Source organism: Methylobacterium brachiatum, assembly GCF_020523825.1.
Lineage (GTDB): Bacteria > Pseudomonadota > Alphaproteobacteria > Rhizobiales > Beijerinckiaceae > Methylobacterium > Methylobacterium brachiatum.
Genome location: NZ_JAJALK010000001.1, coordinates 495,254 through 517,525 on the forward strand (window position 1 = coordinate 495,254; position 22,272 = coordinate 517,525).

At 69.3% G+C, this 22,272-nt stretch carries 23 protein-coding genes; 13 read left to right on the forward strand and 10 right to left on the reverse strand.

The window, feature by feature from the left end; translation table 11 throughout:
• Positions 1–34 precede the first annotated feature (34 nt).
• Entirely contained in the window at positions 35–1,237 is a 1,203-nt protein-coding gene (gene dprA, locus LGR69_RS02395) for a DNA-processing protein DprA (protein WP_230365058.1), read from the forward strand.
• Here the strand turns inward: dprA and ruvX are convergent.
• Together ruvX and LGR69_RS02405 are read right to left on the reverse strand one after the other, a co-directional pair.
• Entirely contained in the window at positions 1,227–1,721 is a 495-nt protein-coding gene (ruvX, locus tag LGR69_RS02400; protein ID WP_007564337.1) for a Holliday junction resolvase RuvX, read from the reverse strand. The genes dprA and ruvX overlap by 11 nt on opposite strands.
• Before the next feature lie 9 nt (positions 1,722–1,730).
• The gene (locus tag LGR69_RS02405; protein ID WP_230365059.1) at positions 1,731–2,297 is read right to left on the reverse strand and encodes an SMI1/KNR4 family protein; all 567 of its coding nucleotides are present in this window, start codon (positions 2,295–2,297) and stop codon (positions 1,731–1,733) included.
• A 171-nt stretch (positions 2,298–2,468) separates the two neighbouring features.
• On the opposite strand from LGR69_RS02405, the gene LGR69_RS02410 reads away from it, so the two are divergent.
• From LGR69_RS02410 to gatB, 5 genes are all read left to right on the forward strand, one after another.
• Positions 2,469–2,609 (forward strand): hypothetical protein, encoded by a 141-nt coding sequence (locus tag LGR69_RS02410; protein ID WP_165486560.1) that lies wholly within the window; start codon positions 2,469–2,471, stop codon positions 2,607–2,609.
• A gap of 136 nt (positions 2,610–2,745) precedes the next feature.
• Positions 2,746–3,033 carry an Asp-tRNA(Asn)/Glu-tRNA(Gln) amidotransferase subunit GatC gene (gatC, locus tag LGR69_RS02415; protein ID WP_007564343.1) on the forward strand — a complete coding sequence of 96 codons (288 nt, stop codon included), beginning with the start codon at positions 2,746–2,748 and terminating at the stop codon, positions 3,031–3,033.
• 74 nt (positions 3,034–3,107) lie between these two features.
• Positions 3,108–4,586, forward strand: a complete 1,479-nt coding sequence (gatA, locus tag LGR69_RS02420; RefSeq protein ID WP_230365060.1) for an Asp-tRNA(Asn)/Glu-tRNA(Gln) amidotransferase subunit GatA — start codon at positions 3,108–3,110, stop codon at positions 4,584–4,586.
• Positions 4,583–4,882, forward strand: a complete 300-nt coding sequence (locus tag LGR69_RS02425) for a hypothetical protein (RefSeq protein ID WP_007564346.1) — start codon at positions 4,583–4,585, stop codon at positions 4,880–4,882. The genes gatA and LGR69_RS02425 overlap by 4 nt, the downstream gene beginning before the upstream one ends.
• Before the next feature lie 204 nt (positions 4,883–5,086).
• Positions 5,087–6,559: an Asp-tRNA(Asn)/Glu-tRNA(Gln) amidotransferase subunit GatB gene (gene gatB / locus LGR69_RS02430; protein ID WP_230365061.1), complete on the forward strand. Its 1,473-nt coding sequence runs from the start codon at positions 5,087–5,089 to the stop codon at positions 6,557–6,559.
• 527 nt (positions 6,560–7,086) lie between these two features.
• Here gatB and LGR69_RS02435 read toward each other — a convergent pair.
• The 5 genes from LGR69_RS02435 to LGR69_RS02455 form a co-directional block, all read right to left on the reverse strand.
• On the reverse strand, positions 7,087–7,572 hold the full coding sequence (locus LGR69_RS02435; RefSeq protein WP_230365062.1) for a DUF3280 domain-containing protein: 486 nt from the start codon (positions 7,570–7,572) through the stop codon (positions 7,087–7,089).
• Positions 7,573–7,642: 70 nt separating this feature from the next.
• Complete coding sequence (locus tag LGR69_RS02440) at positions 7,643–8,698, reverse strand: biotin/lipoyl-binding protein (RefSeq protein WP_230365063.1); 1,056 nt, start codon at positions 8,696–8,698, stop codon at positions 7,643–7,645.
• Positions 8,699–8,893 carry a DUF1656 domain-containing protein gene (locus tag LGR69_RS02445; RefSeq protein WP_230365064.1) on the reverse strand — a complete coding sequence of 65 codons (195 nt, stop codon included), beginning with the start codon at positions 8,891–8,893 and terminating at the stop codon, positions 8,699–8,701.
• 24 nt (positions 8,894–8,917) lie between these two features.
• Entirely contained in the window at positions 8,918–10,954 is a 2,037-nt protein-coding gene (locus LGR69_RS02450; RefSeq protein WP_230365065.1) for an FUSC family protein, read from the reverse strand.
• Between the two features lie 119 nt (positions 10,955–11,073).
• On the reverse strand, positions 11,074–11,367 hold the full coding sequence (locus LGR69_RS02455; protein WP_007564358.1) for a hypothetical protein: 294 nt from the start codon (positions 11,365–11,367) through the stop codon (positions 11,074–11,076).
• A gap of 236 nt (positions 11,368–11,603) precedes the next feature.
• On the opposite strand from LGR69_RS02455, the gene LGR69_RS02460 reads away from it, so the two are divergent.
• The gene (locus tag LGR69_RS02460) at positions 11,604–12,239 is read left to right on the forward strand and encodes a glutathione S-transferase N-terminal domain-containing protein (RefSeq protein ID WP_007564360.1); all 636 of its coding nucleotides are present in this window, start codon (positions 11,604–11,606) and stop codon (positions 12,237–12,239) included.
• 3 nt (positions 12,240–12,242) lie between these two features.
• On the opposite strand, the gene LGR69_RS02465 is transcribed toward LGR69_RS02460, so the two are convergent.
• Positions 12,243–12,707, reverse strand: a complete 465-nt coding sequence (locus LGR69_RS02465; protein ID WP_007564362.1) for a DUF2147 domain-containing protein — start codon at positions 12,705–12,707, stop codon at positions 12,243–12,245.
• A gap of 269 nt (positions 12,708–12,976) precedes the next feature.
• Here LGR69_RS02465 and ndk point away from each other — a divergent pair, with 269 nt between their 5' ends.
• On the forward strand, positions 12,977–13,399 hold the full coding sequence (gene ndk / locus LGR69_RS02470; protein ID WP_050732727.1) for a nucleoside-diphosphate kinase: 423 nt from the start codon (positions 12,977–12,979) through the stop codon (positions 13,397–13,399).
• Between the two features lie 168 nt (positions 13,400–13,567).
• The gene (locus LGR69_RS02475) at positions 13,568–13,933 is read left to right on the forward strand and encodes a hypothetical protein (RefSeq protein ID WP_007564365.1); all 366 of its coding nucleotides are present in this window, start codon (positions 13,568–13,570) and stop codon (positions 13,931–13,933) included.
• Between the two features lie 57 nt (positions 13,934–13,990).
• Here LGR69_RS02475 and purN read toward each other — a convergent pair whose 3' ends face one another.
• Positions 13,991–14,641, reverse strand: a complete 651-nt coding sequence (purN, locus tag LGR69_RS02480) for a phosphoribosylglycinamide formyltransferase (RefSeq protein ID WP_230365066.1) — start codon at positions 14,639–14,641, stop codon at positions 13,991–13,993.
• A complete protein-coding gene (purM, locus tag LGR69_RS02485; protein WP_230365067.1) occupies positions 14,641–15,708 on the reverse strand; it encodes a phosphoribosylformylglycinamidine cyclo-ligase in 1,068 nt (355 codons plus the stop codon). The genes purN and purM overlap by 1 nt, the downstream gene beginning before the upstream one ends.
• A gap of 155 nt (positions 15,709–15,863) precedes the next feature.
• On the opposite strand from purM, the gene LGR69_RS02490 reads away from it, so the two are divergent.
• The 4 genes from LGR69_RS02490 to ppx all read left to right on the forward strand — a co-directional run bounded on the left by LGR69_RS02490 (position 15,864) and on the right by ppx (position 22,244).
• Positions 15,864–16,994 carry an AI-2E family transporter gene (locus LGR69_RS02490; protein ID WP_007564372.1) on the forward strand — a complete coding sequence of 377 codons (1,131 nt, stop codon included), beginning with the start codon at positions 15,864–15,866 and terminating at the stop codon, positions 16,992–16,994.
• A gap of 20 nt (positions 16,995–17,014) precedes the next feature.
• On the forward strand, positions 17,015–17,725 hold the full coding sequence (locus LGR69_RS02495; protein ID WP_230365068.1) for a P-loop NTPase family protein: 711 nt from the start codon (positions 17,015–17,017) through the stop codon (positions 17,723–17,725).
• 91 nt (positions 17,726–17,816) lie between these two features.
• Positions 17,817–20,405 (forward strand): RNA degradosome polyphosphate kinase, encoded by a 2,589-nt coding sequence (locus LGR69_RS02500; RefSeq protein WP_230365069.1) that lies wholly within the window; start codon positions 17,817–17,819, stop codon positions 20,403–20,405.
• Between the two features lie 285 nt (positions 20,406–20,690).
• On the forward strand, positions 20,691–22,244 hold the full coding sequence (ppx, locus tag LGR69_RS02505) for an exopolyphosphatase (RefSeq protein WP_091857677.1): 1,554 nt from the start codon (positions 20,691–20,693) through the stop codon (positions 22,242–22,244).
• Positions 22,245–22,272 lie beyond the last annotated feature (28 nt).

The following is a 22,272-nucleotide window of genomic DNA, read 5'->3' on the forward strand; positions in this document are numbered from 1 at the left end:
TACGCGCCGGATGGCGTGATCCCGGGGGTGCGTCATGCAGCTCACCGATGCGCAGCGCCTCGACTGGCTGCGCCTGATCCGGACCGAGGGTATCGGCCCGCGCAATTTCCGTTCCCTGATCAACCGGTTCGGCGGCGCGGCGGCAGCGCTCGAGGCGCTGCCGGATTTGAGCCGTCGTCAGGGCCGGCGCATCGAGCCGTTCAGCCGGGCGCGAGCCGAGGACGAAATCGCCGCCCTGGCGCGCCTCGGCGGGCGCCTGCTCGCCACCGGGGAAGCGACGTATCCCCGTCTGCTCCAGCTCACCGACGCGGCGCCGCCGCTGATCGCCCTGCGCGGCGCGCCACAGATCCTGAACCGGCCTTCGGTGGCGCTGGTCGGATCGCGCAACGCCTCGACCGCCGGGCTCGCCTTCACGGAGCGCCTGGCCCGCGGCCTCGGCGAAGCCGGACTTGTCGTCGTGTCCGGCCTCGCCCGCGGGATCGATGCGCGGGCGCACAAAGCCACCCTGCAGACCGGCACCATTGCCGTCATGGCCGGCGGGCAGGATCGGATCTACCCGGCGAGCCATGTCGGCCTGGTGGACGCGATCCTGGGGGAGGGCGGGGCGGTCCTGGCCGAGATGCCGATGGGCTGGGAGGCGCGCGGCCGCGACTTCCCCCGGCGCAACCGGATCATTTCCGGTTTGGCCTACGGTACGATCGTCATGGAGGCGGCGCGCCGGTCCGGCTCCCTGATCACGGCGCGCTACGCCCTGGAGCAGAATCGCGAGGTCTTCGCGGTCCCGGGCTCGCCCCTGGATCCGCGGGCCGAGGGCACCAACGACTTGATCCGCCAGGGGGCAACCCTGGTGGCCGACGTGGATCACGTCCTCGACGTGATCGGCCCGATCATCGAGCGCGGTCCCGATCCCGACGCCGCCCCCGCGCGGCAACGGCCCGACCTCGCCGAGCAGCCGGATTTCTGGGACGAGATCGATCTGGAGGGACGGCCGAGCCTGCCGAACGGTGGCGCAGACCCGGATCTCGTTTTCGACGCCCCGGTCGTCGAGCCGGACGAGCCCGCGGACGACCGTCAAACAATCATCGCCCTGCTGGGGCCGAGCCCGGTCGGCACCGACGAGCTCGCGCGCAGCGCCGGCGTCGGCGCCCGCGTGGTGCAGACCGTGCTGCTGGAGCTGGAGCTCGACGGCCGCATCGAGCGGCACGGCAGCGGCGCGGTCTCGCTGGTCAGTCGCTGACCGGGTCCGCGTCGGAATCGGCGAGGTTGCGCATCACGTCGAGGCAGCCCTGCAGGATGTAGGCGGCGGCGAGCTTGTCCACGAGTTGGCCGCGCCGCGCGCGGGACGCATCCGCCTCGATCAGCGCCCGGGTCACGACGGCGGTGGACAGGCGCTCGTCGAAGAACACGTGCGGGATGTCGATGATCGGCTTCAGGTTGCGCACGAAGGCGCGGGTCGACTGAACGCGAGGCCCCTCGCTGCCATCCATGTTGAGCGGCAGACCGATCACCAGCCCGCCGACCGCGTGCTGCCGGCAGAGCGCGGCGAGGCGCTGGGCGTCGGGGGTGAACTTCACCCGGCGGATCGTCTCGAGGGGCGTGGCGATCTGGCGACCCAGATCCGACAGGGCGAGCCCGATCGTCTTGGTGCCGAGATCGACCCCGATCAGGCGCGCGCCGCCCCGCGAGGCGGCCGCGAAGGTACGGATCTCGTCGAAATTCATGGCCTGGCCCTACGCCAGCCCGGCGCCCCGCGCCAGCGTCGCCTCCGCGATCCCGTCGAACCGGGCCGGAAGCGGCGTCGCGCCCGGACCCAGGACGATGGCGGCGGAGGGTCGGGTCACGCGGTCGAAGAAGTCGGCCAGGCTCTCGCCGCCGAAACGCACGGTCTCGAGATCGGGGGCGAGCAGCCAGATGTCGTACTCGTCAGTCGCTCCGGCGACGTCCCAGAACAGGAAGCTGCCATCCTCGCCCGCGCCGAAGAAGCAGGCGCGCTCGATCACCGCCGGGTCGCCGTCCTCGACGTCGAAGCGGTGCGGCTCGCCGTCACGCTCCAGCATCGCCACCGCGTTGCCGACGCTGACGGCGATCACGCCGGCCTGGGTCGCGAGATCGCTGGCCTCGAACGGGGCCGGCACGGCGATCCGGAACTGCTCGGCGGCCAGGCCGATGCCGCAGGTCTCGCAGAAGCTCCGGTAGGAGGCCGGCAGGGGGAAGCCGAGCTCCGCGGCGGCGCGGTCGAGATCCGCCGGCTGTGCCAGGAAGCCCGCCGACAGGCTCGTGAACACCTGCTCCCACATCAAACCCGCTCCCTCGTCCACAGCGTTAACGCTCTCCGCAGATCGACCCAGATGCACCCGGATCCGTTCGCGAATAGGTAGGTTAAAACTTCGTTAATCCACGTTTCGGGTATCGCCATGCCGACGATAGGCCAGCCCAGCGCCCCAAGCCCGTCCCGCCGCAAGCAGCCCATGACCCGCAAGCAGTGCTGGATGCTGGTCCTGGCCTTCGAAGTTCTGGTCTTCGGTGTCTCGCAATCGGTCTTCCGGCCGGCGCGGCAGGCCGGGATCACGATCGAGATGTCGGTGACGCCGAACCACGTGGTGACCTGATCCACCCGGTCTAGCCGGATCTCTTCCCACGGCGCGGCCATGCAGACCACCGCCCGCGTTGCGGCGCGTCGAAGCGCAGTGCTATAGCCCGGCCCGGCGCCGGGGATGCCTCCCGGGCAGGGACGAACGGGACGGCATGTCGGTCGACGAGAAGACGGTTCGGCGCATCGCGCATCTGGCGCGGATCGCAGTCACCGACGACGAGGTCGGTCCGCTGCAGGGTGAGCTGAACGCCATCCTGGCCTTCGTCGAGCAGCTCGGCGCGGTGGACGTGTCCGGCGTCGAGCCGATGACCTCGGTCACCCCGATGGCGATGAAGAAGCGCGAGGACGTGGTCACCGAGGGCGGCCGCGCCGCCGACGTGGTCGCCAACGCCCCCGAGACCGAAGACAATTACTTCCTGGTTCCGAAGGTCGTCGAGTAGGCTGCTTCCGGCCTTCGGCGAAGCATGAATTCTGGCGGCATGCGCGCGGCGGCGCGCGCGAGGACGTGAACAGCGTGGATCCGAACGAACTCACCCTGGCCGAGGCGCGCGACGCCCTCAAGGCGAAGCGGATCTCGGCCCGCGAGCTGACCCAGGCGCATCTCGACGCGATGGCCAAGGCCCGCGTGCTGAACGCCTTCATCCGCGAGACGCCCGATCACGCCCTCAGGATGGCGGACGAAGCGGACAAGAAGATCGGCGCCGGCGAGGCCCGCCCGCTGGAAGGCATCCCGCTCGGGATCAAGGACCTGTTCTGCACCGACGGCGTCAACACCACCGCCGGCTCGAAGATCCTCGAGACCTTCGTGCCGCATTACGAATCCGCCGTCTCAGCCAATCTGTGGCGCGACGGCGCGGTGATGCTGGGCAAGCTCAATCTCGACGAGTTCGCCATGGGCTCATCCAACGAGACCAGCGCCTACGGCAACGTGGTGTCGCCGTGGCGGCGCAAGGGCTCGGACGCCCAGCTGGTGCCGGGCGGATCCTCCGGCGGCTCGGCCGCGGCGGTCGCGGCGCGGCTGTGCCTGGGCGCCACCGCCACCGATACTGGCGGCTCGATCCGCCAGCCCGCCGCCTTCACCGGCACGGTCGGGATCAAGCCGACCTACGGCCGTTGCTCGCGCTGGGGCACGGTGGCCTTCGCCTCCTCCCTCGACCAGGCCGGCCCGATCGCCCGCACGGTGCGCGACTGCGCGATCCTGCTCGGCTCGATGGCCGGCCCGGACGCCCGCGACACGACCTGCGTCGACCTCCCGGTGCCGGATTTCGAGGCCGCAATCTCCCGCGGCGTGAAGGGCCTGACCATCGGCATCCCCAAGGAGTACCGGGTCGACGGCATGCCGGCCGAGATCCAGAAGCTCTGGGACGACGGCGCCGCCTGGCTGAAGGCGGCCGGCGCGACGATCAAGGAAATCTCGCTGCCGCACACCTCCTCGGCGCTGCCGGCCTATTACATCGTCGCCCCGGCAGAGGCCTCCTCGAACCTCGCCCGCTACGACGGCGTCCGCTACGGCCTGCGCGTGCCCGGCAAGGACATCGCCGGGATGTACGAGAACACCCGCGCCGCCGGCTTCGGCCGCGAGGTCAAGCGCCGGATCATGATCGGCACCTACGTGCTCTCGGCCGGCTATTACGACGCCTATTACGTGCGCGCCCAGAAGATCCGCACGCTGATCAAGCGCGACTTCGAGCAGGCCTATGCGGCCGGCGTCGATGCGATCCTGACCCCGGCGACGCCGTCCTCCGCCTTCGGGATCGGCGAGAAGGCCTCGGCCGACCCGGTGGAGATGTACCTCAACGACGTGTTCACCGTGACGGTGAACATGGCCGGGCTTCCCGGCATCGCGGTCCCGGCCGGGATCGACGGGCAGGGCCTGCCGCTCGGCCTCCAGCTGATCGGCCGGCCGTTCGACGAGGAGACGCTGTTCGCGGTCGCCCAGGTGATCGAGGAGGCCGCAGGCCGGACGGTGCTGCCCGAGCCCTGGTGGGCATGACGGTCCCGTTCTATCCCTGGACGGTCTGGATCTGGGCCGCGTTCGATCCGGCGCTGATCGTGGTGGCGGTCTATCTCGGCTGGACCGCCAGCCAGTTCGGCAAGGTGTTCATCGCGGCGATCGCGGCGCTCGGCTTCTCGGTGCTGTTCTCCTGGGCGGTGAGCGCGGCCGGGATCCCCTGGCCGGCCCCGATCACCCATGACGGCCCGACCTTCTTCCCGGTGCGCGCGGTCGCCGCCCTGCTCTGGGCGATCTTCGGCTACGGTGCCCGGCGGGCCATCGCCCGGCGCGCTTGATTCTTGCGCGGGGCGACCCGTAAGTGATTGGACGACACCTGCTCCTACTCGCGCCCTCATCCTGAGGTGCCCGCGCGAGCGGGCCTCGAAGGAGCCTCCAGCGGCCGCGCGATCCCTGGAGCCCTCCTTCGAGGCCGCTTCGCGGCACCTCAGGATGAGAGTGGGAATGGAAGCCCCTGACAAGCCTTTCCGGCCCGGACGACCATGAACGCACCTGTCGATCCCAAAAAACTCATCAAGGGCGGCCTGCACGACTGGGAGGTGATCGTCGGCATGGAGGTCCATGCCCAGGTCTCCAGCCGGGCCAAGCTGTTCTCCGGCGCCTCCACCGAGTTCGGCGGCGAGCCGAACGACCACGTCTCGCTGGTCGATGCCGCGATGCCCGGCATGCTGCCGGTGATCAACGCCGAATGCGTCGCCCAGGCGGTGCGCACCGGGCTCGGGCTGAAGGCCCAGATCAACCTGCGCTCGGTCTTCGACCGGAAGAACTACTTCTACCCGGACCTGCCGCAGGGCTACCAGATCTCGCAGTACAAGGACCCGATCGTCGGCGAGGGCGAAGTGCTGGTCGACATGGCCGACGGCACGTCGATCACCGTCGGCATCGAGCGCCTGCATCTGGAGCAGGATGCCGGCAAGTCGCTGCACGACCAGGATCCGACCAAGAGCTTCGTCGACCTCAACCGCTCGGGCGTGGCGCTGATGGAGATCGTCTCCCGGCCGGACCTGCGCTCGTCGGAGGAGGCCAAGGCCTACGTGACCAAGCTGCGCACGATCCTGCGCTATCTCGGCACCTGCGACGGCGACATGGAGAAGGGCTCGCTGCGCGCCGACGTGAACGTCTCGGTGCGCCGCCCCGGCGAGCCGCTCGGCACCCGCTGCGAGATCAAGAACGTCAACTCCATCCGCTTCATCGGACAGGCGATCGAGACCGAGGCGCGCCGCCAGATCGCGATCCTGGAGGATGGCGGCAAGATCGACCAGGAGACCCGCCTGTTCGACCCGGGCAAGGGCGAGACCCGCTCGATGCGCTCCAAGGAAGAGGCGCACGATTACCGCTACTTCCCCGATCCCGACCTGCTGCCGCTCGAATTCGACCAGGCCTATGTCGACGCCCTCGCGGCCGGCCTGCCGGAACTGCCGGACGCCAAGAAGGCGCGGTTCGTCAAGGATTACGGCCTATCGCCCTACGATGCCGGCGTGCTCGTGGCCGAGCGGGCCTCGGCCGACTACTACGAGGCCGTGGCCAAGGGCCGTGACGGCAAGGCCGCGGCCAACTGGGTGATCAACGAGCTGTTCGGGCGCCTGAACAAGGAAGGCCTCTCGATCGAATCGACGCCGGTCTCCGCCGACCAGCTCGGCGCGATCGTCGACCTGATCGGCGAGGGCGTCATCTCCGGCAAGATCGCCAAGGACCTGTTCGAGATCGTCTGGACCGAGGGCGGCGACCCGCGCGCCATCGTCGACAGTCGCGGCATGAAGCAGGTGACCGATACCGGCGCCATCGAGGCCGCCATCGACCAGATCATCGCGGCCAACCCCGACAAGGTCGCCCAGGCGAAGGAGAAGCCGACCCTGCTCGGCTGGTTCGTCGGCCAGACCATGAAGGCCACGGGCGGCAAGGCCAACCCGGCGGCGGTCAACGCGCTGCTCAAGACGAAGCTCGGGATCGCCTGACCCGCGCTCGGATCGCGACACGATGAGATCCCGCCGCGGCTCAGCCGGGGCGGGTGATGGCAGAGCGGGTCCTGACACAAGAAACCGTAGCGGCAGCAGCTTGAGGTGGGGCCTTTCGCGTCTTCGAAGACGTGCCGTATCGGCCGCTTCTGCGCCCCTGGAGCTGCCTTCCGTCCGGCTGTTCGTTCAATGCCGCTAGGTTCCGGGCCGAACCTGTCCCTGAACCGTCTCAGCGGCGTCACGCTGCGGTGGAGTCATGCCTGTCTCCTCCAGCCTCAAATGACCGATCAAGACCAGCACATCCCTGATGCGCTGAACTATTGATCTGGTTCGTGTCCGCTGTCGCTGAACACATCCGAAGACTGCGCCGGCTTCGGAGTCGCGTCAACTCGGAATTTCCGGCCACGCTCGCTTTTCTCTGCTTTCGTCCGGCGGCACCGCAGCGCGGCGTCGCCGGATCAAACACTTATGGCGGCCCGCACGGCAGCGCAAAAATTTAGCTCGCGCCCATCCGGATCGACCGCATCCTACTTGCCGGCACCCATGTTGTTCTCGACGAGAAACCGGATCCCGCGCGCGAAGGACTCGTCGGTGTCGCCGCGCAGGTCGACGCTGTAGGCCTTCTCCGGGACGTTGCCGGAGAGCTGTTTGACGTAGACGTTGAGGTTCAGGATCAGATTGGACACCTTCTGAACCTCGCCGGTGATCGCCACGTCGGCGCCGAGCTTGCGCGCGAAATCCTCGGCGCAGCCGTTGCAGCGACGCAGATCCGCGCTCTTGGCGACCTCCTCCTTCACCGGATCGGTCGGCACGACCTCGAACAGGCCTTTCTTCGCCAGAAGGTCGCGCAGCTGGGCACTGGTGCGGTCGAGCCGCGCCCGGTCGGCCTCGTCGCCCGGCACCGGCGAGAGGTTGGAGAACTGAAAGTCGAACACCGCGGCCTTCTCGGGAGCGGCGACAGCCGGGCCGGCCGCGAGCAACAGGGCGGCCGCGCAGAAAGCGGTCCGGAACATGGGCGTCTCCTCGTCGGCGCGCAGGCGGCGCCGTAGAGAGCCAACGCGGCAAGGCACGGCGATGTCCCGATCAGCGCCGATCGGCTTCGACCTGCCCGTCGGCGGCCCTGGCGGTCGGGCCAGCCACCCGATCGCGCAGCCCCGTGAACCACGTCGGCAACGGTGCCCGGCCGGTGCCCACCACCACGGTGGCGGTCATGCCCGCCACCAGCGGCACGTCGTCGGGCTTGTGGTCGATCCGGACGCGTACCGGGACGCGCTGGGCGAGCCGCACCCAGGTATAGACCGGGTTCACATCCGGCAGCCCCTGGGTGCTGGCGGCGGCGTTGGCCGTCGAGATGCCCAGCGTGATGCTCTCCACCGTCCCGGTCAGGTGCGGCGCGTAGCCCATCAGCTTGATGTCGGCGGCGTCGCCGACATGGACGTTGGCCATCTTCGTCTCCTCGAAATAGCCGTCGATCCAGAACGAATCCGTATCGACGACGCTGATGTTCGAGGTGCCGGTGCGGGCGTAATCGCCGACGCGCATCAGCAGGTTGGTCACGCGGCCGTTGACCGTGGATTTCACCTGCGTGCGCTCGAGATTGACCTTGGCCTGGCGCAGCTGCGCCTGCGCGCTCTCCAGCGACGCCTCGGCGATCTTGGCGGTGCCGGCGTATTGCTGCTTCTCCTCCACCGAGGTCGAGACGGTGGTGAGCGCCTGGCGGCGGGCCGATTGCGCATTCTTGACCTGAAGGTCGGCCTCGCGATTCTTCACCTCGGCATCCGCCGACGTGACCGCGACCTCGAAATCCACCGGGTCGATGACGTAGAGCAGGTCGCCCTTGTGGACGAACTGGTTGTCCTGGACCCGCAGGTCGACGATCTGCCCGGACACCTGCGGGGCGATGTTGGCAACCTGCACGCGCACCCGGCCGTCCCGGGTCCACGGCGCCACCACGTAGAAGTCCCAGACGAACACGGCCGCCACGAAGGCGAGAAGCAGGATCACCCCGGTGGCAGCCAGGCGAACGATCTTCGCCCTGCGGCCGCGGCGGGCGGTCAGCCGCGGCGGATCGGCCTGGCTCTGCGCGTCCGTGCGGGAAGCGGCCTTGGGATCGTCCTCATCGGCGGTTGTGGCGGGCATCTAGATGAACGCAATCAGGAGGGCGAGGACACAGACGTAGATGCCGGCCTCGGCCAGCGGGGCGTTGGCGACGTAACGGCTGAAGCGAATGCGGGCGAAGAACCACCGCAGGCAGACGAGGATCCCGAAGGCGATGAGCGCATAGGCGACGAACGTGGAGATCAGCACCCCGCCGATGTGGATATCCTCGTACATGCCGGTCCCGAGCCAACCTCTGCGTCAGAAGCGTGCGATGTTGAGCCGACGCAGGAAGCGTCGATGGCGCGCGATGGTACGCGCTGCCGTCACCAGGTCGCTGGCAGCCCGCGCCGTGGTGAGCCGCACAATCCGGTCCTGCCGTGACGCGGCCCGGATGAGATCCCGCGCACCGGTCTCGAGCACGTGATCATCGCCGGCGGCCAGCCCGGCGCCGGCTCGCTGGATCGCGTCGCGCAGCGGCTCCACCGCCCAGAGCCGCCGAAGCTCGGCATGGGCCCGGGCCGCCGCCGCCTCCAGGCGGGCCAGCGCGAAGGCATGCGAGAGGCTGGCCCGGCGCACGGCGCCGCTTCCGGAGCTGTAGCCAGCGAACTGGAGCAGCCGGTCGGCGTTCAGGCTCGTGCGCGTCGTCGCGTCGCCACCCTCGCCGACCAGGGCATCGGCCAGGGCGCGCTGCGCCGAATCGAGGGCATAAACGCGCTGACGCTCGCGCGTGGTCGGCAGCACCAGGCGCACCACGATCGACAGGATGGTGGCGGCCACCACGACGAGGAACGCGTTCAGCAGGAAGCTCTGCGCATCGTAGCTCTGCGGATTGGACGGGCCGAGCAGCACCGGGAAGAACACGATCACGATGAAGCCGATGCCGAAGGTCTTCGGGTTCAGCGACAGGAAGCAGCCGACGAAGATCACCGGCGCCATCACGATGGCGAGCATCGGGAAGCCCTGGACCCCGTCGAGGAACACGAACCGGGCGATACCCGCGAAGGTCGCCGCCAGCGTCATGCCGATCACGACGCCGTTGGCGAATTTCTTCGGATCGGGTGTGGTAGAGGATAGAGCGGCGGTCGCGGCGACCTGTACCAGCGCGAAGGACGCCTCCGGCAGGCCGAGCGCCACGAAGGCGGCGGCGGTGATCGCGAAGCCGATCGCGACCCGCAGGGCCCCGCGCAGGGCGACCGGAAAATCCCGATGCGTCGGCAGGGTCGCGTCCCGAAGCGGCCGATGGCCTTCGGCCACCGCCCGCATGCCGTCCTGCGCGAAGGCCGCCGCACAGACCACGTCGAGGGCGCGCTGGAGGACGACGACCTCGTCGAGAGGCCGGTCGCCGTCGCGGATCGCGTCGTCGATGAGGGCGCGCAGGCGTTCGTCGTCCCGTTCGAGGGTCTCGGAATCGGGATCCTCGGTGACGCGGTGGCAGATCTGAAGCGCCTCCTCGACCGCAGGGCTGCGGGTGGGCAGGCACGCGGCCGCCGCCGCGACCGCACGGATCGCCGCCGCCAGGACGTAGAAAGCCGCGATGCAGCTGCGCGCGCCCGCGGCCCGCCAGGGCCCGTCGTCGAGTTCCCCGGCGATCGCGTTGGCGTCCGGCCGCATCGGCGCGATCGTCCGGATCAGCGCGGCGGTGCGGGACGCGCCGAGATCGCCGTTGGCGAGGGTCTCGCGCGCGTAGGCGCGCGTGTCGTCCCAGGCCTTTCGGAGCTGCGGGAGCAAGGTCCGCCACGTGCTCGGAGAGACGAGGGCATCGTTGATGAAGGTGATCACGATGATGCCCAGCACGATCACGGCGACGCGGGAGACCGCCGCGTCGAAGGTGCCCTGCGGCTCGTCGATCTGGCCCAGCGCGATGATCGCCACCGTGTAGCCCGACAGCATCGCGCCGTAGGCGCGCGTGTCCTGGAGGTATTGCGCGGTGAACACGCACAGGCCCAGCCAGGTCGTGAACGAGACCAGCAGAAGGACCCGGTCCTGTCCGAACAGCGCCATGAACACGATCGACACGGCGGCACCGATCAGCGTGCCGAGCAGGCGGTAGACGGCCTTCGAGATCGCCTGCCCGCGCTTCGGCTGCGCCAGGATCGCCACGCAGGTTGCCGCCGACGAGGCGCTGTCGAGCTGCAGCCAGAAGGCCGCAGCGAGCGCCAGCATCATGGCGATCCAGATGCGCAGGGCGAAAGCCCAGGCCGCCGGCTTGGGCACCCAGGCGTCGAGAAAGCCGAGCAGACGATCGAGAGCCGGGGCGGGGAGCGCAGGCCCGTTCGCGGCGGATGTCTCAGACATGCCGCAAGAGGCCCGTCAACGGCCAAGACCCTTGCCGATCCGCCATCTTCGCAACGGGTCCCGTTCCTGCTCGATACAAATCCAGCAACGAACGAGAAGCGCGGCGGTTCGCGTGAAAGTCAGGCTTTATCGCCGCCTTTCAAGCGCTTGTTGCAGCTGCTCCAGAATTGCGGCCATTTGGGTCCCTGCGCACTCTTCTGAGCATCGGTGAGCGCACGCCACTCGGCCCCGCACTTCTTCTGCCGCTCCCGTGCCGCGCTCTGCCCGGCGCTCGGCGCCTTCGCAGCCGGCTCCTTGGCGGCTGGCGCCTCGCTGGTGGCCGGAGCACTCGCCGGCGCCTCCTTGGCGAGGAGCGGCTGAACCATGAAGAGCGGCGCGCTCAGCACCGCGATCCGCACAAGACGGTCGATCATCGAGAATCCCCCCGGTATCGCAACGATTCCGCACCGCAGTCTCGCCGCACGGTCGCGCTTCAGACAAGAGCGTGGCGGTTTTCGCCAACAGGTCCGGGGCTCGCTCTCCGAAACGTGAGCCGCGCTCGCGCGCCGCCCTTGAGCGCGGCCGGGAAATCGTCTTCACTGCCGGGATTGTCCGAGATCGGCGGGGGATCGCCGCGCCGCCGTGTGATCGGTCGAGGAGCAGGTAGATTATGGCAGCGGTGTCGGGGCGGCCGATCGACGTCCATACCTGGAGCACGCCGAACGGCTGGAAGATCCCGGTGATGCTCGAGGAGTGCGGACTCCCGTACCGGGTCGTCCCGGTCAATATCGGCAAGAACGAGCAGTTCGCGCCGGATTTTCTGGCCATCTCGCCGAACAACAAGATTCCGGCGATCGTCGATCCGGACGGCCCGGGCGGAGAGCCGATCACGGTGTTCGAATCGGGCGCGATCCTGCAATATCTGGGTCGCAAGACCGGCCAGTTCTACCCGACGGACGAGCGCGCCCGGGTGGCGGTGGACGAGTGGCTGTTCTGGCAGGTGGCGGGGTTCGGCCCGATGCTCGGCCAGACGCACCATTTCAAGATCTACGCGCCGGAGAAAGTGCCCTACGCCATCGAGCGCTTCACCGCCGAGGCCAACCGGCTCTACGGGGTGCTGGAGCGCCGGCTCGAAGGACGGGACTACCTGGCGGGCGCGTATTCCATCGCCGATATCGCGACGGTGACCTGGGCGAAGCTGAACTTCAAGCAGGGCGTCGACATCGCCGCCCTGCCGAACGTCGCGCGCTGGCTCGAGACCGTCTTGGCGAGGCCGGCCGTGCAGCGCGGCCTCGCGGCGATCTGAGCCTCAGTTCTTGTTGGCGGCCTGCTGGTTCACGTCCGGCACGCGCGTCCAGGTCTGGGACCCGCACAGCACCTTGAGCATGCAGCCCGAGACGCTGAGCTCGGCCTCGCTCTCACGCTCCAGGCTGACGGTATAAACCTTGCCTTCCTCGATGTTGTAGAGCTCGCCGGTGAACTTCTCCTCGTCGGGCTTCAGGCCATCGATGAGCTGCAGGCCGATCACCGGGCGGTTGCGCTTCTTCGGATCCGGATTCTTCAGATCCGTCTTGGCGGCGCCGTTCTCCGCGGTCGGCGCCTTCAGCCACACGACCTTGCCGCAGACGAGCTTCTGACCCGGGCCGCACCGGTCGATCCGGATCTTGGCGCGGCCATCTCCGGTGAGCCAGGTGCCGGACGGATCCTTCCCGGTATCGGCGGAGGCGGTGGAGAGGCCGGCGAGCAGCAGGGTGGCGGACAGGGCGAGGCGCATGGTTCGTCTCCGAGTTTTGGGCACCGAGGGCGCCTGAGAGGCTGACGAAATCGGCTTGCGGCGACTGAGCCGTCGCAATCAGGCGATTTTTCGGCGGTGTTGCGGCGGAGCCACGGCCACGCTTGTTTCATAGCGCGAACGCGCGCAGCTTGAGGCCCAGTAGGGCGCCCGCTATAAGCCTGCCGCCGAAGCGAAATTTTCGCGCCTGAGATGCGCCCGGCAGCCCGGCGCGCACCCTCCGCCTTTTCCACAGACAGACCGGACAGACCATGGCCACCGAGCGCACCTTCTCGATCCTCAAGCCCGATGCCACCCGGCGTAACCTGACCGGCGCCGTGAACGCGGTGATCGAGGAGGCGGGCCTGCGCATCGTCGCCCAGCGCCGCATCCGCATGACCAAGGAGCAGGCCGAGAAGTTCTACGAGGTCCACAAGGAGCGCCCGTTCTTCGGTGAGCTCGTGAGCTTCATGACCTCCGGCCCCGTGGTGGTGCAGGTGCTCGAGGGCGAGAACGCCGTCGCCAAGTACCGCGAAGTCATGGGCGCCACGAACCCGGCCCAGGCCGCCGAGGGCACCATCCGGAAGCGGTTCGCCGAGTCGGTCGGCGAGAACACCGTGCATGGCTCGGACAGCGCCGAGAACGCCAAGATCGAGATCGCGCAGTTCTTCAAGGATTCCGACATCGCCGCTTGAGGCGGATGCCGGGGTGGCGGGCCGGGCACACCGTTCCGCCATCCTGCCACGGCGCCCCCACGGTGGGGTGAATGCCGCCCTGTGTGTCCGGTCCGCCATTGACGGATCGGCGCCCGGCGGCGTCCAACGGCCAAGGTTACTTGAACCTCAGCCCGGACCCCCAAGACCATGACGATGCGCCGCCTGCCCCTGCTGATCGCGACCGGCCTGATCGCGCTCGGCGCCACTGCCGCTCTCGCGGGCGGATCCCCGGCCCCGTTCCAGCAGTACGAGCCGGATCCGGCGCTCAAGACCGCCACGAAGGGCAATCTCGAGGGCCGCGTGCGCCACGCCTGCACGATCGTCCAGGCCCGGCTGACCAGCGCCCCCGAGGCGTCCCTGGAGCGTCCCTGCGGCTGCTACGCCAAGCAGACCCTGCGCAGCCTCGACGAGTCCGAGATCGAGGCTTACCGGGCCACCGGCTATTTCAACGATTCCGCCCGCGCGAAGGCCCTGTCGGCGCTGGACAGCTGTAAGCTGCAGCGGCCGATCTGATCATTCCGGGGCGCTGCCCCGGACCCTGCCGAAGGGACTTGTCCCTTCGGAATCCCGTTACAGGCTGAACAGGACGCCGTCCGGAGCCGCGTCGGCGATGACGACGCGGTCGCCCTCGAGGCGGGCGCGGCCGCCGGCCACCAGAGCCAGCACCGCCGGATAGAGCCGGCGCTCCTGGACGATCACCCTCTCGGCGAGGCTGTCGGGGTCATCGCCCTGGCGTACCGGGATCGCGGCCTGCGCCACGATCGGCCCGGCATCGAGCTCCGGCACCACGAAATGCACCGTGCAGCCGTGGAGCCGCACGCCGGCTTCCAGCGCCTGGGCGTGCGTGTGCGTGCCCTTGAACAGGGGCAGCAGCGAGGGATGGATGTTGAGCATCCGCCCCGCCCAGCCGGCCACGAAGCCCGGCGTGAAGATCCGCATGAAGCCGGCAAGGCAGACGAGGTCGATATCGGCGGCCCGAAGCTCCGCATCGAGGGCGGCGTCGAAGCTGGCGCGATCCGGGAAGGCCTTGTGGTCGATCGCGCGGGCCGGGATCCCGGCCTCGGCCGCCCGGGCCAGGCCGGCGGCGTCCGTCCGGTTCGACAGGACCAGCACGATCTCGGCCGGGTAGGCGGGATCCTTCGCTGCCTCGATCAGCGCGACCATGTTCGAGCCGCGCCCCGAGATCAGGACCGCGACGCGAATCTTGCCCGTGGTCGCCATCAGAGCGCGAGACGCCCGCTGAAGGTCACCGGCTCGGGCCCGCGCGCGGTGATCCGGCCGAGGCGCACCGGTGCCTCGCCGGCCCGGGTCAGGGCCTCGTCGACGTCGTCGACCGCGTCGGCAGCGGCGATCACCACCATGCCGATCCCGCAATTGAACGTCCGCAGCATCTCCGCCTCGGCGACGCCGCCCTCTCGGGCGAGCCAGCCGAACACCGGGGGCGGGGTGATCGCGTCGAGGTCGATGGCGATGCCGACATCGTCCGGCAGGACGCGGGGCAGGTTGTCCGGGAAGCCGCCGCCGGTGATGTGGGCGAGCGCGCGGATGCCGTCGGTCGCCTCCAGCGCGGCCAGCAGGGGCTTCACGTAGATCCGGGTCGGCTCCAGCAGGGCATCGCCGAGACTGCGCGAGGGATCGAACGGCGCCGGGGCGTCCCAGCCGAGGCCGGTCTTGACGACGATCCGGCGGACCAGCGAGAAGCCGTTGGAATGGACCCCGGAGGAGGGGAGGCCGAGCACCACATCCCCGGGGCGGATGCCGGGTTTCGGCAGCAGCGTGCCGCGCTCGGCGGCGCCCACGGAGAAGCCGGCGAGGTCGTAATCGGATCCGTCGTAGAGGCCCGGCATCTCGGCGGTCTCACCGCCGATCAGAGCGCAGCCCGCCTGCCGGCAGCCCTCGGCGATCCCGCGCACGATGTCGGCGCCGACGCCCGGCACCAGCTTGCCGGTGGCGTAGTAATCCAGGAAGAACAGCGGCTCGGCGCCCTGAACCACCAAATCGTTGACGCACATCGCCACCAGGTCGATGCCGATCGTGTCGTGCCGGCCGGTTTCGATGGCGATCTTGACCTTGGTGCCGACGCCGTCATTGGCCGCCACCAGGATCGGGTCGCGGAAGCCCGCAGCCTTCAGATCGAACAGGCCGCCGAAGCCGCCGATCTCGGCATCCGCCCCCGGCCGGCGCGTCGAGCGCACCAGCGGCTTGATCGTCTCGACCATCGCATTGCCGGCGTCGATATCGACGCCCGCCTCCGCGTAGGTCAGTCCCTGTCCGTCCTTGGCCGTCATGCCAGCGTCGTCCCGGTCATCATCGGGTTCGCCTTAGCGGCTTCCAACGCGCGGCGCGAGTCGGCAACGTCGAGGCTTGATCGCGAGTCTTGATCGACAGATGACCGATGCCCACTCTGCGACAGGGCGTCGTAGGTTGCGTCAGGGGCGACATCATGCGGACGCGGGCTGTGATCGGGCTGGGGGCCCTCGTCGCCCTGAGCCTTCTCGTCTACCTGCTGCGGGAGGTCATGCTGCCCTTCGTGGCCGGCATCGCGCTCGCGTACCTGCTCGATCCGCTGGCCGACCGGCTGGAGCGACTCGGGCTCGGCCGGCTGGCGGCGAGCCTCCTGATCCTGGCGCTGTTCGTGGTCGCGCTGATCGTCTCGTTGCTGATCCTGATCCCGCTGACCGCCAACCAGATGGCCGCACTCGTCAACGCGCTGCCCGGCATGGTCTCGCGGCTGCAGGGAATCATCGCCGAGCGTGCCGGCCCGCTGCTGGAGCGGATCGGCGGCGACAACGTCCTGACCGAGTTGCAATCCTCGGTGGGCACCCTGGCGAGCCAGGGCGGCGCCTGGTTGCTCGCCTTCCTCAAATCGATCTGGTCCGGCAGCCAGGCCCTGATCTCGATCGCCTCGCTGCTGGTGGTGACCCCGGTGGTCGCCTTCTACATCCTGGTCGACTGGGACCGGATGATGGCCGCGCTCGATAGCTGGGTACCGCCCCGGCACCGGGCCACGGTGCGCGACCTCGCCCGGCAGATCGACGGCGCGATCACCGGCTTCGTGCGCGGCCAGACCCTCGTCTGCCTGATCCTCGGCAGCTTCTACGCGGTCGGCCTCTGGCTGGTGGGGCTCAATTTCGGCGTGCTGATCGGCCTGATCGCCGGCTTCCTGACCTTCATCCCGTATGTCGGCACGCTCACCGGCTTCCTGCTCTCGGTCGGCGTCGCGCTGGTGCAGTTCTGGCCGTCCTCCGACTGGCTCCATCTCGGTCTGACGGTGGGGGTCTTCCTCATCGGCCAGTTCCTCGAAGGCAACGTCATCGCGCCCAAGCTCGTCGGCGAATCCACCGGCCTGCATCCGGTCTGGCTGATGTTCGCGTTGCTGGCCTTCGGCACCCTGTTCGGCTTCGTCGGCCTGCTGCTGGCCGTCCCGGTGGCCGCCTCGATCGGCGTGCTCGTGCGTTTCGCCCTGGCCCGGTATCTCCAGAGCCGCCTCTACCATGCCGAGCAGCCGGTGCTGATCGATCTCAACGACGAGGCCGGCCGGACCTTGACGGCGACCGGTACCCGGTCATCCTGACCGACCCATCTGAGCAACCCATGCGCGAGAACGCCCCACCCCGGCAGCTGGCCTTCGACCTGCCGCTCGATCCTCGCTACGGCCGCGAGGACTTTCTGGTTGGGCCGGCGAACGAAGCGGCCTACGCGCTGATCGAGGCCTGGCCGGACTGGCCGGACAGCGTGCTCGTGCTGACCGGCCCATCGGGCAGCGGCAAGAGCCATCTGGCGGCGATCTGGGCCGAGCGCGCCCATGCCTGGACCGCGTCGGCGAGCGAAGTCGGATCGGATACGGTCCAGCACCTCGTGTCGAATGGGGCGCTGGTGATCGAGGATATCGACCGGGATGCCGGCCGTGACGAGGCCGCCCTGTTCCACCTGCTCAACCGCGCCCGCGAGCTGGCCTGCCCGGTCCTGCTGACCAGCGCCGCCGGGATCGACGCGCTGGGGCTCGCGACGCCGGATCTCCGCTCGCGGCTGCGTCTCGCGCCCAACATCGCGATCGAGGCTCCGGACGACGCCCTGCTGCGCGCCGTCCTGGTCAAGCTGTTCGTGGACCGCCAGCTGGTGGTCGATCTCAGCGTGATCGACGCGCTGGCGTTGCGAATCGATCGCTCCCTGGGCCGGGCCAGGGACCTGGTGGCGGAACTCGACCGCGACGCGCTCGGGCGCGGCCGGCGGATCAGCCGACCGCTGGCGCTGGCGGTGCTCCGTCGGATGGGCTTCGACGACGAGGCCGACGCGGAGGCGTAAAACGGGAAACCGGTGGCCGTCACGAAAGCGTCGTGAAAGCTACGGGTGTAGAATGCTAAACGCGCCGCGACGGGCAAGGACAGGAATCGGAATGGAATCGACGCAGAAGCCCATGGATCGCGACGCCGCCGAAGAGGCCGCGGAGCCCCGTCGGCCCGACGCGACCAATCCGCCGCAACGCCGCGCCCCCGTGAGGCGCGCACCGGCCAGGACGACGGCCGACCAGGGCGCAACGGCCCCGGCCGCGCCGAGCGCCGCTCCGAGGACGGCATCCGCAAGGACGCCCGCTGCCAAGGCCCCATCCGCGAAGAGCGCCACGGGTTCGAACGCCGCCGCAAAGTCCGCGGGTGCCGGCAGCACGGCCGCCCCGGAGGCGGGCACGACCAGCGGAACCCCCAAGGGCGCGCCGCTTGATACCGCGCCGGCGTCCCGGGAGGCGGCCCCCGCGCCGGTCGATACCGCCGACGAGTGGCCCGCTGCCGCTGCCGCCGCGCCTGCGGAACCGGCCGCGAGCGCCGCCCGCGAGCCGGTGGTCGAAGCCGGGCGATCGCTGCGCCATTCGCCCGAGCGGTTCGTGAACCGCGAGCTGTCCTGGCTGCAGTTCAACCGCCGCGTGCTGGAGGAGGCCTCCAACCCGAACCATCCGCTGCTCGAGCGCCTGCGCTTCCTGTCGATCTCGGCGAACAACCTCGACGAGTTCTTCATGGTGCGGGTGGCCGGCCTGATCGACCAGGTCCGGGCCGGGCTGACTCTGCCGTCGCAGGACGGGCTCACGCCGTCCGAGCAGCTGAACCGCATCGGCATCGAGGTCTCGCGCCTCGCCGCCGATCAGCAGGCGCGCTGGCGCGAGTTGCGCTTGGAGTTGCAGGCCTCCGAGATCGAGATCGTCGAGCCCGCGGGCCTCACCTCCGAGCAGGCCGCCTGGCTGGAGGAGTATTTCCTCAACCACGTCTCGCCGGTGCTGACGCCGCTGGCGATCGACCCGGCGCACCCGTTCCCGTTCATCCCGAATCTCGGCACCACCATCGCGCTGATGCTGGTGCGGCCGCGCGACGGCCGGCTGTTGCGCGCCCTGATCCGGGTGCCCGGCGTCATCGACCGGTTCGTCCGCCTGCCCACCAGCGAGAGCGAGACCGCCGCGCGCCTGATCTCGATCGAGCAGGTGATCGGCATGTTCACCGGGCGGCTGTTCCCGGGCTACCTGGTCAAGAGCAGCGGCGCGTTCCGGGTGGTGCGCGATTCGGATCTGGAGATCGAGGAGGAGGCCGAGGACCTCGTCCTGCATTTCGAGACCGCTCTGAAGCAGCGCCGCCGGGGCGTGGTGATCCGCCTGGAGGTCGAGGCCGGCATGTCGGAGGAGCTGCGCAGCTTCGTCGCCGACGAGCTGGAGATCTCCGCGGACGCGATCTTCCTGATCGAGGGCATGCTCGCCTTGAACGAGCTGTCCCAGATCGTCGGGATCGACCGGCCGGACCTGAAGTTCAAGCCGTACAACCCCCGCTTCCCCGAGCGCATCCGCGAGAGCGGCGGCGACGTGTTCGCGGCGATCCGGCAGAAGGATTTCATCGTCCACCACCCCTACGAATCGTTCGATTCGGTGGTGCAGTTCCTGGCCCAGGCGGCCCGGGATCCGAATGTGGTGGCGATCAAGCAGACGCTCTATCGCACCTCGTCGAACTCGCCGATCGTCGCCGCGCTGGCCGAAGCCGCCGAACTCGGCAAGTCGGTCACCGCGCTGGTCGAGCTGAAGGCGCGGTTCGACGAGGAGGCCAATATCCGCTGGGCGCGCAACCTGGAGAAGGCGGGCGCGCAGGTCGTGTTCGGCTTCGTCGAGCTGAAGACGCACGCCAAGCTGTCGCTGGTGGTCCGGCGCGAGGGCGACAAGCTCGTCACCTACTGCCACGTCGGCACCGGAAACTACCACCCGATCACGGCCCGCATCTACACGGACCTGTCGTTCTTCACCGCGGACCCGGCGATCGCGCGCGACGTCTCGCGGATCTTCAACTTCATCACCGGCTATGCCGAGCCGGCCGAGTTGGAGCGGATGGCGGTCTCGCCCCTGACCCTGAAGAACCGGTTGCTGGAAAACATCGAGGCGGAGGTCGCCCACGCCAAGGCGGGCCGTCCGGCCGCCATCTGGATCAAGTGCAACTCCCTGGTCGATGCGCAGATCATCGACGCGCTCTACGATGCGTCCTCCGCGGGGGTTCAGATCGACTGCGTCGTGCGCGGTATCTGCTGCCTGAGGCCGGGCATCCCCGGTCTTTCGGAGACGATCCGGGTCAAGTCGATCGTCGGGCGCTTCCTGGAGCACGGGCGGATCTACGCCTTCGGCAACGGCGTCGGGCTGCCGCACCCGAAGGCCACGATCTACATCTCGTCGGCCGACCTCATGAGCCGCAACCTCGACCGCCGGGTCGAGGCGCTGTTGCCGATCACGAATCCGACCGTGCATCAGCAGGTTCTCGACCAGATCATGCTGGCCAATCTCCTGGACAACCGCCAAAGCTGGCGGCTGCTCGCATCCGGCGGCTGCGAGCGGATCCAGCCCGCGGAGGGCGAGGAACCGTTCAACGCTCACAAGTACTTCATGACGAACCCGAGTCTTTCCGGACGCGGCAAAGCATCGAAGAAGTCGAGCCCCCGGGCTTTGAGCCGCCGGGCGCAGCGTGGCTAAGTGCCCCGGCGCATGCGCAGACAATTCGACAGGTTTCGCAAGCGGGTTGTGCAGTTCTGCGTGCGAACTCTGCGCCCGGGCAGAAAGCCGGGCGGGCGTAACGTTGCCCTGCTGGTGCCATTGGGCTTAGAGCAGTCGGCGTCGCCAAGGACAGCGGCGCGGTCGAAGGCACTTCGTATCATCGACTTGGAGCCGAGTTCGGTGGCAACATCGCCGAACACAGCTCTGGATTGCACCCGTGGCCCGCCGGTCCGGCCGGCCGCGCTCCATCAAGGACTCGGACGTTTGGGCAGCCCTCGCGCCAACCTCACCCTCGCGCATTCTGCGGACAGGCCCTCGCGCGACCCGCAGCCGCCGGTGGCGATCATCGATATCGGCTCCAACTCGGTTCGGCTCGTGGCCTATGACGGCCTGAGCCGCGCGCCGACGCCGCTCTATAACGAGAAGGTGCTGTGCGGCCTGGGCCGCAACGTCCTGACCACCGGCCGGCTCAACGAGGATGCGGTCAACCGCGCGCTGACCGCCCTCGGGCGGTTCCGGGTGCTGTGCGAGACGATGCGGGTCGGCCGGGTGTTCGTGCTGGCGACCGCGGCCGCTCGCGATGCCGAGAACGGACCCGATTTCCTGCGCGCGGCCGAGGCGGCCTGCGGCCAGGAGATCCAGCTGCTGTCCGGCCGGCGTGAGGCGGAGCTCTCCGCGATGGGCGTGATCTCGGGCTTCCACGCACCGAACGGGGTCGTGGGCGACATGGGCGGCGGCTCCCTCGAACTGGTGGATGTGCGCGGCACCGTGGTCGGTCAGGGCGTGACCATGCCGCTCGGCGGCCTCGCCCTGCAGGATCTGTCCGGCGGGTCGATCAAGAAGGCCGCGAAGATCGTGCGCGAGCACATGCGCAAGGCCGAGCCGCAGCTCGAGACCCTGCGCGGACGCACCTTCTACGCGGTCGGGGGCACATGGCGGGCGCTCGCGCGCCTGCATCAGGCCGCCCGCGGCTATCCCGTTCACGTGATGCACGGCTACGCGGTGGAACCCACCGACGAGATGAGCTTCCTGCAGATCGTCGAGGAGACCGACGTCGCGATGTTGCAGGATGTCGACGCGATCTCGGAGGCGCGTCGCCCGCTCCTGGCCTACGGCGCCGTCGTCCTCGAAGAGATCATCCGGGTCGGACGGCCCCGGGAGATCGCGATCTCGGCCTCGGGGGTCCGGGAGGGGCTGTTGTTCGAGCAGCTCGACCGCGATTCCCGCCTGATCGATCCGCTGCTCGCCTCGGCCGCGGAATTCAACGCCTTGCGCGCCCGCTCGCCCCGCCACGGGGAAGAGCTGGTGGCCTGGACGGACCGGTTCGTGGCGACGCTGGACGGGCCCGAGACCGCGGACGAGCGGCGCCTGCGCCATGCGGGCTGCCTGCTCTCGGATGTCGGCTGGCGGGCCCATCCCGATTATCGCGACGAGCAGAGCATCGCAGCGATCCAGAACGCCGCCTTCGTCGGGGTCGATCATCCCGGACGGGCCTATCTCGCCCTCTCGGTGTCGCTGCGGCACAGCGGGCTGGCGCCGGAAAAGGCCAACCCGATTCTCCGTTCCATCGCTGGCCCGCGCCTGTTCGAGCGGGCGCGCCTCCTCGGCGCGCTGCTGCGCGTCGCGTTCCCGATCTCCGCCGGCATGGACGGCGCGCTCACCCGGGCACCGCTCCTCATCGAGGAGGGCCGCGTCACGCTGCGGATACCCCAGGATTGGGCCGCCCTCGCCAGCGACCGCCTGCTGAACCGCGTCCGCGGTCTCGGCCGTGTGGTCGGATTGGACGGCAGGATCGAGATCGGCGGCACCGCCGGCTGATCGTTTCGCGGCCGCGGACACCGCCTGG